Origin of the sequence: Rothia nasimurium (assembly GCF_928391935.1) — a bacterium.
GTDB lineage: Bacteria > Actinomycetota > Actinomycetes > Actinomycetales > Micrococcaceae > Rothia > Rothia nasimurium_D.
The window spans coordinates 145,476-158,585 of record NZ_CAKMTD010000005.1 but is presented as its reverse complement, the minus strand read 5'-3'; the positions used below and the strand labels follow the sequence as shown (position 1 = coordinate 158,585).

12 protein-coding genes and 1 pseudogene are annotated in these 13,110 nt (G+C 60.5%); 8 read left to right on the top strand and 5 right to left on the bottom strand.

Features of this window, described 5'->3' with window-relative positions; genetic code table 11:
• Positions 1-72: 72 nt before the first annotated feature.
• Positions 73-1,212 carry a pseudouridine synthase gene (locus L7A15_RS07205; protein ID WP_237208941.1) on the top strand — a complete coding sequence of 380 codons (1,140 nt, stop codon included), beginning with the start codon at positions 73-75 and terminating at the stop codon, positions 1,210-1,212.
• On the opposite strand, the gene L7A15_RS07200 is transcribed toward L7A15_RS07205, so the two are convergent.
• The gene (locus L7A15_RS07200; RefSeq protein ID WP_237208940.1) at positions 1,159-2,430 is read right to left on the bottom strand and encodes an MFS transporter; all 1,272 of its coding nucleotides are present in this window, start codon (positions 2,428-2,430) and stop codon (positions 1,159-1,161) included. The genes L7A15_RS07205 and L7A15_RS07200 overlap by 54 nt on opposite strands.
• A 91-nt stretch (positions 2,431-2,521) precedes the next feature.
• Here L7A15_RS07200 and L7A15_RS07195 point away from each other — a divergent pair, with 91 nt between their 5' ends.
• Complete coding sequence (locus tag L7A15_RS07195) at positions 2,522-3,121, top strand: ArsR/SmtB family transcription factor (RefSeq protein WP_237208939.1); 600 nt, start codon at positions 2,522-2,524, stop codon at positions 3,119-3,121.
• Positions 3,122-3,209: 88 nt separating this feature from the next.
• Here L7A15_RS07195 and L7A15_RS07190 read toward each other — a convergent pair whose 3' ends face one another.
• Positions 3,210-4,529, bottom strand: a complete 1,320-nt coding sequence (locus L7A15_RS07190) for an MFS transporter (RefSeq protein ID WP_237188524.1) — start codon at positions 4,527-4,529, stop codon at positions 3,210-3,212.
• Between the two features lie 183 nt (positions 4,530-4,712).
• Between L7A15_RS07190 and L7A15_RS07185 the strand changes: the two genes are divergently transcribed.
• Complete coding sequence (locus tag L7A15_RS07185) at positions 4,713-5,975, top strand: glycoside hydrolase family 76 protein (protein WP_237208938.1); 1,263 nt, start codon at positions 4,713-4,715, stop codon at positions 5,973-5,975.
• Here the strand turns inward: L7A15_RS07185 and L7A15_RS07180 are convergent.
• Both L7A15_RS07180 and L7A15_RS07175 read right to left on the bottom strand, forming a co-directional pair.
• On the bottom strand, positions 5,949-6,605 hold the full coding sequence (locus L7A15_RS07180; RefSeq protein ID WP_237208937.1) for a hypothetical protein: 657 nt from the start codon (positions 6,603-6,605) through the stop codon (positions 5,949-5,951). The two genes, L7A15_RS07185 and L7A15_RS07180, sit on opposite strands and share 27 nt — an antisense overlap.
• A gap of 9 nt (positions 6,606-6,614) precedes the next feature.
• Positions 6,615-7,079 carry a MarR family winged helix-turn-helix transcriptional regulator gene (locus tag L7A15_RS07175; protein WP_237208936.1) on the bottom strand — a complete coding sequence of 155 codons (465 nt, stop codon included), beginning with the start codon at positions 7,077-7,079 and terminating at the stop codon, positions 6,615-6,617.
• A 103-nt stretch (positions 7,080-7,182) separates the two neighbouring features.
• Between L7A15_RS07175 and L7A15_RS07170 the strand changes: the two genes are divergently transcribed.
• The 5 genes and pseudogenes from L7A15_RS07170 (at position 7,183) to L7A15_RS07150 (ending at position 12,540) form a co-directional block, all read left to right on the top strand.
• Positions 7,183-7,602 (top strand): organic hydroperoxide resistance protein, encoded by a 420-nt coding sequence (locus L7A15_RS07170; protein WP_237186960.1) that lies wholly within the window; start codon positions 7,183-7,185, stop codon positions 7,600-7,602.
• Positions 7,603-7,788: 186 nt separating this feature from the next.
• Positions 7,789-9,303: a SulP family inorganic anion transporter gene (locus L7A15_RS07165; protein WP_237208935.1), complete on the top strand. Its 1,515-nt coding sequence runs from the start codon at positions 7,789-7,791 to the stop codon at positions 9,301-9,303.
• A 32-nt stretch (positions 9,304-9,335) separates the two neighbouring features.
• A pseudogene (gene tgt / locus L7A15_RS07160) lies at positions 9,336-10,631 on the top strand (tRNA guanosine(34) transglycosylase Tgt); the annotation flags it as partial.
• A gap of 297 nt (positions 10,632-10,928) precedes the next feature.
• On the top strand, positions 10,929-11,432 hold the full coding sequence (locus L7A15_RS07155) for an SRPBCC family protein (RefSeq protein WP_237208934.1): 504 nt from the start codon (positions 10,929-10,931) through the stop codon (positions 11,430-11,432).
• Positions 11,433-11,472: 40 nt separating this feature from the next.
• Positions 11,473-12,540, top strand: a complete 1,068-nt coding sequence (locus L7A15_RS07150) for a DUF3039 domain-containing protein (RefSeq protein ID WP_237208933.1) — start codon at positions 11,473-11,475, stop codon at positions 12,538-12,540.
• Here L7A15_RS07150 and L7A15_RS07145 read toward each other — a convergent pair.
• Positions 12,514-12,960, bottom strand: a complete 447-nt coding sequence (locus L7A15_RS07145) for a helix-turn-helix domain-containing protein (protein WP_237208932.1) — start codon at positions 12,958-12,960, stop codon at positions 12,514-12,516. The two genes, L7A15_RS07150 and L7A15_RS07145, sit on opposite strands and share 27 nt — an antisense overlap.
• Between the last annotated feature and the right edge of the window lie 150 nt (positions 12,961-13,110).

Here is a 13,110-nt window from a genome sequence, read left to right as displayed (position 1 = left end):
GTGCCTGCCCCGGCAGAATTATGCCCGCAGAAGGGAACCTGCCCGCCCCGCCGTCCTGGAATAATAGAGCCTATGCGCCGAATCAACCGCCACCTTACCCCTAAGCCCCTGCCCCAGCGCCAGGGGATTGACGCCGTCTCCTTTGTGCTACCCGACGCGGGCAACCCCGAAGATGACACCCTAGGGGCGGCCACGGTGCTGGACTACCTGGTGGCCCGCTTCTACCCCCACGAGCGCTCCCTGTTTACCTCCCGCTTTGAACGCAAAGAGGTAAAGGACGCCGACGGGCAGGACGTTTCCCCCACCGCCCCCTTGACCGGGCAAAAGATCTGGTACTACCGGGAACTGGGCGTTGAGAAGCCGGTTCCCTTTGACATGCCGGTACTCTATGAGGACGAGTGGGTACTAGCTATCGATAAGCCCCACTTCCTGCCCACCACCCCCAACGGCTCCTTTGTAGCCCACACGGCCCTGACCCAGCTACGGGTGCGGGAGAACAACCCCGATCTCATTCCAATTCACCGACTGGATCGGGCCACCGCCGGGGTCGTCCTCTTTGCCAAGACCCCAGAGGCCCGCGCCCCTTTTCAAACCATGTTCCAGCGGCGCGAACCCACCAAGACCTACGAGGCAGTAGCCGCCCCTATCGCCGGGCTGGGGGTGGGGCAGAGCCTGACGGTGCGCTCACGCATTGATAACCAACACGGGGCTATGCAGGTAGCCCACACCGGAGTTGAGCTCCTGCCCGGTGACACCGGCCCCCTGCCGGTTGAGACCAAGGCGCAGCGGCGGGAGCGCCGCCGCGCAGGTGCGTCCTTTGAGGGGCTGAATGCCCAGTCGCGTATTACCTGCCTGACGGTGTTTGAGGTGGCAGATGGCGTCCTGCCCGCTGTATCTGAGGCCAACCCGGCCCTGCCCCTGCCGCAGGCGGGCACACCCCTGGCCCACTATCTTTTGGAGCCGCATACCGGTAAGACCCACCAGTTGCGGGTGCATCTGGCGGCGGCCGGGGCGCCGATTGTGGGGGACGTGGTCTACCCGGCCGTCCTGCCCATAGCCGAGGACGAGCCCGCCCTACCCCTGCAGCTGCTGGCCAGGTCGCTGACCTTCCCCCACCCCTTCACCGGGGAACGGCTGACGGTGCGAAGCGGGCGGAGCCTACGGCTCGTTGAGCAGGTTCCTGCTACGGGCGAAGTCAGACCATTGCTCTGAGGCAGGTAGTGCTATGAGATCACGACTGCTCATGACCACGAGGGTGGCGCAGAAGCAGGTGATCGTAAAGAAAATCGCAGTAGCGGAAGGGCCAACTAGGCCTAGGCCCCATCCAGCAAGCGCCGGGGCCAAGGAAGCAAGGCCGACAGCCACGAAACCAATGAGGGACTGAACCCGCCCCAAGATGTCGTTGGGAGTAATGAGGGTTAAAAAGCCCAAAAGGCCGGCATTGAGGGTTGGTATGACGAGGACGGCGAGAGCTAACGTGAAACCTACCCAGCCGATTCCGGGGAGCCAGGGAAGCAGTCCCAGACAGATGGTAAAGGTTAGGAAACCGAGGATAAGGACGCGCCCGGTGGGGAGTTTCTGAACAAGATAACCTGCACAAAGAGCTCCGACCATCATGGAGGCTGAGACCGTAGCCATCAGAGCACCTAGAGAGACGGGGCTTGTTCCGGTTTGGGTGTAGCTGAGGGTGAGGGTCATGAGGGTCCCGCTAATGCTGAAGTTCAGCAGGCAAATAGCGCAGGCCAAAACGACAAGTAAGCGACGTTGGAATAGCCAGGCACCTCCTTCTAGGAAATCGTTAAGGGCGCTACGGGCGGAGAATCGAGAAGGCTGAGCACCCTGCGGCGCGTAGCTACCTGTCATGGCATAGGTGGCAGCTAGAGAGATAATCTGACCTAGAAGCTGAGCCAGGGGCGGGTAGGCGAGACCGATAGCCAAGAGAGCGCCGCCGGCGGGGCCACCGCCTAGACCGACGGCGGCGTCCCTCCCCTGATTGATAGCGATTGCCCGAGGAAGGTCTGCTTCGGGTACCACCTCTTTAATCATGGCGTTAGAGGCTTCTGCAAGTAGAGATGAGCGGAGTCGGTCTCCCAGAGCCAGGGCGCTGAGGGTGCCGACGGTGGCGGTGCCTGTCAACAGGAGGGCAAGGAAAATAATCTGAGCCAAGATACCTAGGAAACAGGAAAGAAGTCTAAGCCTACGCCGGTCGTGTCGGTCTGCAAGGACACCGCCGGGCAGAGTTCCCATAACCTGCCCCAGCCCCTGGAAAAGAGCAACCGTTCCGGCTGTCGTTGGTGAGCCGGTAACCGCCAGGGTAATCAGAGGAAAAGCGAAGGTGCCTATGCTGGTGCCCAGGTCAAGGAAGAGGTCGCCGCTGAACCAGAGGCGGTACTCGCGGTTGCGCCAGAGGGATGAGGTATGCGATGTCATAGCCACACCCTAACTTAAGCAAGAATTATTGCGCAATATATATTGCGCAATAATTTTTGAGGAAACACCCAATATTTCCTAGACTGACCCCATGACCACACCGGAGCAACCTCCCAAACCCACCACCGTCCGAACTCAAATGCGGACCTTGGCCCACCCCGTCCGCGTCCGCATCGTCACCACCCTAGCTAGGCTTACCTACGCCCGCGCCACAGACCTAGCCCGGGAATTAGACCTGCCCTCTAACGCCCTCAGCTACCACCTGCGAGCCCTTGCCAAAGGTGGCATTATCACCGAAGCCCCCGAGCAAGCCCGCGACAAGCGCGACAGAGTATGGCAGCTCACCACCCGCGAGGGCTTCACTCTCGACGCCCAAACAGCAACTACTGAGGACGCAGCCCTCTCCCTGGGGCTCATCAATGCCCAGCTTGACCACGCCAAAAGCACCTGGCAGCTGGCACTCAATTCCGCCAGCACAGACCAACCTCTACTAGTACCTGCCAAAGGTTCAGCCCTACTGGTCTCCCAGCTACAGCTCACCCCTGAGCAGGCCGAAGAACTCAGACAAAAAATCTCTAACCTCATCGACAGCTACGAGACCCAAGGGAAACAAACCGCCAACACTCAGAGCTACGACTTCCTACTCTCCCTAGCCTCAACCAGCGCTCCCCCATCAGCCGGGGAACAATGAGCCACCGAATGTGACGCCTTTTCCCGAATGTCGGGAGTAAGCCCACCCGCTCGGGAATAAGAGGCACATTCGGCCCGGGACTTTGAAGCTACTCGGCTACAGGTACAGGGGCACCCTTTTCTACTGACTCAGCACTCCTGGCTGGCAGCAGCTGCAGGCCGCGCACCACCAGGTAGATAGCCACTAGCGACCAGAGGCCAGCGAGCACCCAGGCCACCTGATAAATCGTCACAAAGGCCAGTACCGCCGAGGTCGCCACCAGGCCAATCGGCGCGGCCACCTGGCTAATAGCCATAAAGATTGAGAACGACCGGCCGCGAATCTGCTCGGGTACACCCTCAGTCACCAGCAGGGTCTGCAGGGGGTTCATAATACCCCCGCCCAGGCCGGCAACACCCATACCCACGATGGCCAGCCAGGAAGTTTCGAGCAAGGCCATGCCAAAGAAGGCCAGGGTATTGAAGACCATACCCACCACCCAGGCCCGGCGAGGGAAGGGCACAATCTTCCCGGCTACGATGCTGGTGACCATCATGCCCACCGCAAAGGCAGACATCGATGCCCCGTACAGCCCCGGCTGGTTAATTCCCTGAAAATGCGCGGGTAGAAGCACCATTAGATAGGGCATTACCAGGGCCATCGATAGCAAAGAATCCAGAGCCAGCAGACGAATCACCGGGTAGCCCAGGGCCTTCTTCCAGCCCGCCAGCCCCTTGAAAGGGTCTTCGGTAGGGGCTTCAGGGGAGGACGCTGGCACCTGCCCGTCCTCACCCAGCTGGGCAGCGGCGTCCTGCCCCTCAGCACGGACGTCCGCGCCCGCCTTCTGCAGGCGCAAGCAGGCGGTCAGGGCGGCGGCCACCAGGGAGCAACCGGCCGTAATCCAGAGAACCTGCTCGATGGGCAGGGCCGTCATCAGCACACCGGCTACAGCCGGGCCCACCAGGAAGCTGACCCCGCTCAAAGCCTGGTTCCAGCCAGAAATCTGGGCAACCTTCTTACGCGAGGTCGCAGCCACATCACCCACCAGGGCAGCCCGGGCGCTCATACCGGGAATATCACCCACCGCACCCACGATACCGATGATGATGAACCAGCTCAGCGTCAGCCCAAAGACCATATCAACCGCAATCACGGCCACCACCGACAGGCCCGAAATAATATCCGAAATCACCGACACCGGTTTCCGGCCCAGACTATCGACCAGATTGCCCCCAAAATAAGCAAAAACCAGTGAAGGCACCGCAATCGCAGCCGCCACGATACCGGCAGCAGCCGGGTTACCGGTGCGCTCTAGCACCAGCCAGGGCCAGACAATACCGGCAATAGAATTGCCCAGCATCGACAGGGCAGCAGAAGACAAATAAACCCAGACAGCAGAAACCCGCCCGGTGGAAGAAGAGGTGTGCATAAGCACCAACTCTAGCAGATACCCCCAGTGCCAGAAGGTGCCACTTACTCCCGAGCGTGGGGGGTTAGACTGCCCCGCTCGGGGCTAAGAGGCACATTCGGCGCAAACGCACTAGCCCCACCAGCCGGTAGACTAAAACCGGCCCAGGCCACCGCCCACCGACGCGCCACAGAAAGAGACACCATGCGCCCCAAGCACCTGCAGCACTCACCCGACCAGCTCGCAGCGCTCACCGCCGAGCACCGCCACACCCTGGGGCAGCGGGCAGGCACAGCAGCCCACTCCGTCACGCGGCTCTTCGGGCACCGGGTCGCAGGCGTCCCCGGTACCCTGCTAGGGCGCACCCTCCACCCCGACACCCGCCGCCGCAGCCAGCGGCGCGGTGAATGGCACTACTGGTGGCAGGCCCACCTGCTCGACAACCTCGTCGATGCAGGCTTCCGCCAGCTCACCACACCCGACGGGCAGGGCCAGGCACAAGCGTCCCTGCGCCAGGCCCGCGCGGTACTGCGCGGCATCCAGATGCGCAACCTCGGCTCCTACCCCAACTCCTTCTACGACGACATGGCCTGGCTGACCCTGGCCTGCGAGCGCCTCAACCGGCTGGCGCTCGCCGTGGAGGGAAACGGAGATTCTGCGGCTCAGGACGCTGCCACCCGGCTCTACCGGGAGCTAGCAGCTGCCTGCACCGCTGAGGTGGGCGGGGGTGCCTTCTGGTCCAAGGACCACGATTTTAAGAACACTCCGGCGACCGCTCCCATTGCTCTGGCTCTCGCGCGGGCCCACCGGTGTGACGAGGCAGCAGCCCTGCTGAACTGGCTGCACGCCAACCTCTTTGATGCCGAGCGCGGCCTTTATCTGGACGGGGTCAAGGTGGCCGGGCGCGGGGCTCGCGCCGAGATTTCTTCGGTGGAGGGCGGTCTTTATACCTATAACCAGGGGCCGGTTCTCGCAGCCTACCTGGCGGTACTTGATGCCGGTCAGTCTGAGCTGCTGACGGTTGATCCGGCTGAGCATATCGCCGAGGTTTTGGCCGGTATTGACCGGGAGTTTGGCCGGGATTTTGAGGTGTCAGAGGCAGAAATCCTGCGGGTTCTGGCTACCCAGGGCGGTGGGGACGGCGGGCTCTTTACCGGTATTCTGGTGCGCTACCTCGCCGAGGTTGCCACTCACGCTGCCCTACCGCAGGGTGTGCGGGAGCAGGCGCGGGATTTCGTCCTTGCAACCGCTGAGCTCTTCTGGGACGGACGCCGCGAGTTCGACCCCGACCTGCCCATGAACGAACTCGGTATCGACCCCACCGAGATTCGTGGTGAGGCTGTTGCCCTCTTTTCGCCCGATGTCACCCGGCATATTTCTGAGGTTCTCAAGCCCGCCCAGCCGGTTGATCTTTCGACCCAGCTCCAGGCCTGGATGGCGTTAGAAGCGGCGGCGCGGGTTTTCTAGGGCGGGCGCGGCCGCCTTATTCGCGCGGTAGACGGCCCAAAGTCCCAGCGCACCCAGAAGCATCAGCAGTAAGCCCACGGTATAGCTCGAGGCAATCTCAGACACCGGGAAACTGAACCCTGACGGATACCAGAACATGCCGGTGACGAGGGGCTCTGCTACAGCCCCCGCGGGAACCAGATAGCGCAGGAGCTTCCCTGCACAGTCGTCCTGCGCGGACCTAGCGCCCAACCAGCCCAGGGGCCCCGATATGATGACGGCTGCAATAAACCAGTGGTAGTTCTCAATCCAGATGCTGGCTTCCATGATGCCAAGCAGGTTCCCCAGGGCGTAGTGCCCGGCTAGGGCCCCTAAGGACACCGCCACCGCGGCTGTCACAGGCCCCCAGAGCGGGGCGGGGCGAGTTCTGCTGCCGGACCACAGCCAGCCCGCGTAGAACCCCAGGGCTGCCCATAGGGTGCCCGAGTTGAGGAACTTACTCACCACCTTACGCGCATAGGTGATGGCCTCAGCTTGACCCGAGAGCTGGGCTTCTGTGGTGATATTGCTCAGCAGCGATGCAACCGCTATGCAGAGGGCCAGAGCGATGCAGGTGAGCAAGGGGCGGGCTTTGAAACGCGCAAGAACCATACCCCTAACCTACTTGGTTCCGTCTGCCCGTGGAGGTGTTTCGGCCAGGTGCTCGGCCAGCGCGTCGAGTTCGGCCTTGAGGGCCAGGACGTCGAGGCCCTCGACCGCGCAGGCGGCGTAGATGGCCCCGGGGACGGACGCCGCACGTCCTCTCAGCTCCTGCCCGGCAGGGGTGAGACTGATGAGGGTGCGACGCTCGTCGCGGGCGTCGCGGGTCTTGGTCAGCAGGCCGTGGTCAATCAGGCGTTTGATGAGCGGGGTCAGGGTGCCGCTGTCGAGGTCGAGGCGGGCAGCGAGTTCTTTCATGCCCAGCCCGTTGGGGTTCTCCCACATGACCAGCATGACCAGGTACTGGGGGTAGGTCAGGCCCAGCTCCCCCAGGTGCTGCTGGTAGGCGCGGGTGACGGCCCGGCTGGAGCGGTAGAGGGAGAAGCAGAGCTGATTGTCGAGGGCGAGGCTGCTGTCTTGGTTCATTCCACCCAGTATAGGTTGTGGGCAAGCTCCTAGTTAACAATTAGATTGTGCACAATTTAATTGTGTAATCTTATTTTTAGAGACAGAACCGAAAGGAAACCCCATGGAACCCCTCTACACCACCGAAGCCCTGGCCACCGGCGAAGGCCGCAACGGCCACGTCCGCACCGTTGACGGCGCTTTTGACGCCGATCTCGCCATTCCCGTTGAGATGGGCGGCTCCGGCAAGGGCCTGAACCCCGAACAGCTCTTTGCCTCCGGCTACGCAGCCTGCTTCCACTCTGCCCTGCAGATGGTTGCCCGCATGCAGAAGAAGAACATTGAGGGCTCCTCCGTTGGCGCTAAGGTCTCCATCGGCAAGCAGGGCGAGGGCTTTGGTCTGGCTGTTGAGCTTGAGGTCGTTATCCCCGAGCTACCCCAGGACGAGGCCCAGGCACTGGCCGACGCAGCCCACCAGGTCTGCCCCTACTCCAATGCCACCCGCGGCAACATCCCCGTGACCGTCACCGTCTCCGACGACTAAGCTCGCACCCCACACTCGCACCGCATGTCGCCAAAAGCTTCATAGGTAAGTTCTTCCCGCTTACCTATGAAGCTTTTGCCGACTCTCAGCACTGAGAGATAGAGCTAACCCGGCCCGCCAAAGACAGGACGCAGCGAGGCGGGTAAAGTGTGTCAGGCACCTAGCCGCCGCGACAGAAGAAGCCGAATGACCGCGTCCTCACCCACAGCCCACCAGACCGCACCGCCCAGCCCCCAAGAGCGCCAATCGGTGCTCCGTACCCTGCGCTCACCCAAACTGCTCTTCATTGAGGTACTCGCCGGTCTCGTAACCTCCCTGGCCCTGATCCCCGAGGCCCTCGCCTTTGCCGTGGTGGCGGGCGTTGACCCCCAGGTGGGGCTCTTCACTTCGGTGGTGCTGGCTATGGTTATTGCCTTCACCGGCGGCCGTCCCGCCATGATTTCCGGCGCGGCAGGTTCAACAGCGATCGTCATAGCGCCCCTGGTCGCCAGCCACGGCATGGACTACCTGATCGCCACGGTTCTTCTGGCAGGTCTTTTACAAATCGTCTTCGCTGCCATCGGCGTCGCTAAGCTCATGCGGTTTATCCCGCGCCAGGTCATGGTGGGCTTCGTCAACGCCCTCGCCATCCTGATTTTCTCATCCCAGCTGCCCCAGCTCATCGGGGTGCCCTGGCTGGTCTACCCCATGGTGGCAGTGGGCCTGCTCCTGGTCTTCGGGCTGCCCCGGCTCTCGCAGAATATCCCCGCCCCGCTGATTGTTATCGTCCTGCTCACCGGTTTTGCCCTAGCAGCCGGGGCTCAGGTACCCACCGTTGGCGATTACGGCCAGCTGCCCTCGTCCTTACCGTCCCTGATCTTCCCCCAGGTTCCCCTGACAGGCGAGACCCTCGCCATCATCACCCCCTACGCCCTGGGCATCACCTTTGTGGGGCTGGTGGAGTCCCTGATGACGGCCAAGCTCGTAGACGACATCACCGATACCCACTCCAACAAAACCCGCGAATCCTGGGGCCTGGGTGTAGCTAACCTGGCCACCGGCTTCTTCGGGGGTATGGGCGGTTGCGCCATGATTGGGCAAACCATGATTAACGTCAATGGGGCTCGGGCCCGAACCCGCATATCAACCTTCTTCTCTGGCTTCTTTATTCTGGTGCTCTCGCTAGTTCTGGGGGATATTGTGGCTATGATTCCTATGGCCGCCCTGGTTGCAATCATGGTCTATGTTGCCCTGACGACCTTTGACTGGCACTCGGTGCAACCGGCAACCCTACGTGCCCTGCCCAAGGCTGAAACCCTGGTCATGGTGATTACCGTGGCCCTGACCCTGCTCACCCACAACCTGGCCCTGGGCGTGGGGGCAGGTATTCTGGCAGCCTGCGCCTTCTTCGCCCGCCGGGTTGCCCGCTTCGTGACGGTAGAGCGCTCTCTTGAAGGCGCAGAGGGGCAGGTAGCTGTGTACACCGTATCGGGCCAGCTCTTCTTTGCCTCGTCTAACGACCTCTACACCCTCTTTGACTATTCAGCTGACCCGGGGAAGGTTCGTATCGACCTATCCGGTGCCCATCTGTGGGACGCGTCGACCGTATCAGCCCTCGATGCCATTACCACTAAATACGAGAAGCTGGGCAAGCAGGTGGAGATTGTAGGCTTAGGCGCTGTCTCCGGCGAGCTGCACGGCCGACTTACCGGCAGGCTCTAACCCCTCCCCACTCACCCGGTAGACTTGTTCCCGTGCTCAATACCGAATTTTCTGATCCCACTTTTTCTTTTGAACTGGGCAAGCGTCTGACCGATACTGCCCAACCCACTGGCAAGCAGGTGGACGCCAACGGCGGGGCCTTCCAGGGTCGCACCGGCGTCATTCACACCCCCCACGGCGACATTGCCACCCCCGCCTTCACCCCGGTGGGCACCAAGGCAACCGTCAAGGCCGTACTACCCGAAGCTATGAAAGACCTGGGCGCCCAGGCCCTGCTGGCCAACGCCTACCACCTCTACCTGCAGCCGGGGCCGGACGTCCTCGACGCCGCAGGCGGCCTGGGTAAGTTCATGAACTGGGACGGCCCCACCTTCACCGACTCCGGGGGCTTCCAGGTCATGAGCCTGGGCTCGGGTTTCAAAAAGGTGATTGATATGGGCACCGTGGCCGGGGCTACCGGCGCGGACGGCCGCCCCATCGGCGACGACGACGTGGCGGCGGGCAAGGAACGCATGGCCCACGTAGACGATGACGGGGTCAACTTTAAGTCCCACATCAACGGCGATATTCACCGTTTCACCCCCGAGGTATCCATGCAGGTGCAGCACCAGATTGGCGCTGACATCATGTTTGCCTTCGATGAGCTCACTACCCTCTACAACTCCCGCGCCTACCAGGAGGAGGCACTAGAGCGCACCCGTCTATGGGCCCTGCGCTGTATTGCTGAGCACCAGCGTCTGACCGCTGAACGGGTGGGCAAGCCCTACCAGGCCCTTTTTGGTGTGATTCAGGGGGCCCAGTATGAGGACCTGCGCCGCAAGGCCTGCCGCGACCTGGGCGCTATGCCCTTTGACGGCTTCGGCCTGGGCGGGGCGCTCGAAAAGGAAAACCTGGGCACTATCGTGCGCTGGTGCAACGAGGAGCTGCCCGAGAACAAGCCTCGCCACCTGCTGGGCATTTCGGAGCCCGATGACATCTTCACCGGCATTGAAAACGGCGTCGATACCTTCGACTGTGTCTCCCCCACCCGCGTGGCCCGCAACGCGGCCGTTTACACCCCCGATGGCCGCTTCAACCTGACCAACGCCCGCTACCGTACCGACTTCTCCCCCATCTTCGAGGGCTGCGACTGCTACACCTGCACCCACTACACCCGCGCCTACCTGCACCATCTTTTCAAGGCAGACGAGCGCCTCTCAGCGACCCTGGCTTCGATTCACAATGAGCGTTTTATTGTGAAGATGGTGGACGACGCCCGCGCGGCGATCGACTCCGGGGAATATTTCGACTACCGCGATGAGTTCTTGGGTAAGTACTACGCCAAGAAGGTTGCCCAGCAAAAGGCCCAGGAAGAAGCTGCCGCCCGTAAGGCCGCCAAGGACGCCGAGCGGGCAGCTGCTGCCCAGGCCCGCTGGGAGGCCAACATGAAGGCAAAGGCTGAGGCCGAAGTCCGCCGGGCAGCTGAGCAGGCAGCCCAGCAGGCAGCCCAAGGGCAGGACGCCGTCACCCCCTCCCCTGCCCAGGGGCAGGACGCCGGGGCGGAGGCGTCCGCGCAGGCTGCGAGCAACCAGCCTGAAACCGGCCAGGCCGACACCACCAAGACCACCAGCGACGAGAAGTAGAGCATGAACGACTTTAAGATTGATGACCTCAAGCCCGAGGAAACCATTACCTACCGCCACGAGTTCGCGGCGACCCCTCAGCAGGTTTTTGAGGCCTTTACCAACCCCACTCTCTTTATCAAGTGGTTTGGCCCTGCCGATTGGAAGATTATTCCCAACACCCTGACCCTGGAGCCGGTGATTGGTGGCCGCAAGCAGTTCGTGATGCGCCACAAGGATCAGGCTAAGTTCCAGGCCCCCATGTATATGCGGTTTGTGACCCTGGCTGAGCCCCACACTATCGAGTACCGGGAGGCCCTGCCCACCCCGTCGGGCCAGCCGTCAGATACCCTGATTGGCCTGCGTCTTGAGTTGGAGCCGGGCACTGCGGTGACCGAGGACGGCGTCGGCGAGGGTACTATCCTTAAGCTCACCCAGGGCCCCCTACCTGCCGGTGTGCACGAGCAAACCCTGGCCTCCTGGCAGGGTTCCTTCGGCAAGCTGGCTGAGCTGCTCAAGAAGGCATAAACTGCCACTTTAATCGCACACAAACACCTAGAATGATGTTATGCGCATCACTCGACCTACTCTCAAAACTCTAAGACGGCTTCCTCGCGATAGTTTTGCTGACCCTGTCATGTACGACAGGGTCAGGAAGCTGGAAACAGCTGATTCGTCCACCTTTGCAGAGTTACTCGAAAGTATTTCTTTTCTGCACCGCAGCCACCCTCTTCTCAGCGATGCAGACTCTTTCTTCTCGCATGAACTCAGGCCAGATAAACATCGAGGCTCCTCTATCGAGGGCAAGACTGTGTATGAGGTTCGCGACCGGGGTGGGGCTGCTTGGCGCGGGGCCGTCATCTTTATTGCGCCGGTCCCCTGGCTTATCTATGCAGCTACCCACGACCATTTTCATTCAGAAACACAAGAATTTTTGAAGAAGAGCAAGGGTTCTGCCCTTCCGCAAAAGCTTGACCTGGTTATTCATGCTATGGACGAGAAGCGAAAGAAACTAGCAGCGGAACGGCAAGAATCCTTAAGGGCTTTTCTTTCAGTTCTTGACCAGGCAGTCAAGGCCCCGGGCTCCACAGTCACCGATATCGTCACTGTCCGAGGAGACAAGGCAAGCATCTCGCTTAACATCTCGCCCGCAAATGACCCTGACATTTCGCTCGACACAGCGCATCAAACCTATTGCGATACCTCTATTTCACTCCGCGTAAAAGTATCGAATCAAAAAGCGCTGCAAGATATTCGCAGATACTGGGTGAACCCGCTGCAACCAGATACACGTCTTGTAGAGTCGGTTTATGCGCAGGGAGACCCGGACAGTTTAGTCTTCGAACTTTTTGTTAGCTACTCCCATCTAGCTCAGCTACTCACTAACAATCAGAGCAGTAAAATCCGCCTGTCAGATATTGAGCCAACCCAACAGGTAGTTGCCCACTACACAAGTAAGGTGAAATTGACAGAAAGCATCGTCATGGGGAAAGCGGTTCAATCCCTTTGCGGAGTATTTTTTGTACCAACGAGAGATGGGGAAAGCGGCGCTCTCCCCATCTGTCAGGAGTGTGAACTGAAGGAACCCATCGCTCAGCGAGTTATAGATTTACTCCTCGCCAACTTGGAAACCTAGACGGAGCTCTTCAAGTTCACTGTTGGAAAGATCTAGTACAGACTCAGCAACAGGAGCCTTCACAGCCTCTTCATGACCTGCTTTGGCTCGCACTCGACGCTCTTGAAAATCTAGAAGGTCGGGGAGTTTGATGCGCTGATGAGTTCCTACAGTATGGCTTTTCAGTTCCCCGTTACGAATGAAACGGAGCAGGAAAGGACGGCTCATACCGATGAGCTGAGCAGCCTGGTTAGGTGATAGTTCTTTGTCGTGGGAAAAGATTTCAAGAGGTTCACCGCTTTCCTTCGCGGCGAGAATCATGTTTACAAGAATGTGAAGCGCGGGGCTGGCTGAATATTCGGCAGCGAGGCTTTCAAGTGTCTGCACCTCATGGGCAGTTAATTCGTTTGGGTTTAGGCGAGTTGCTGTCTGAGCACTCATAGTCTTACCTCCATCTGTAATAAATGTAACCCCTGGGGTTAGGTGGGTGCAAGTGTTTCGTCAAAAATTTTTTGTGCAAGAGCAGACACCTCTGTCTGAACCTCCGAGAGATAGACCTATTAGAATAGGTAAATCGCTTTCAGAACTCAC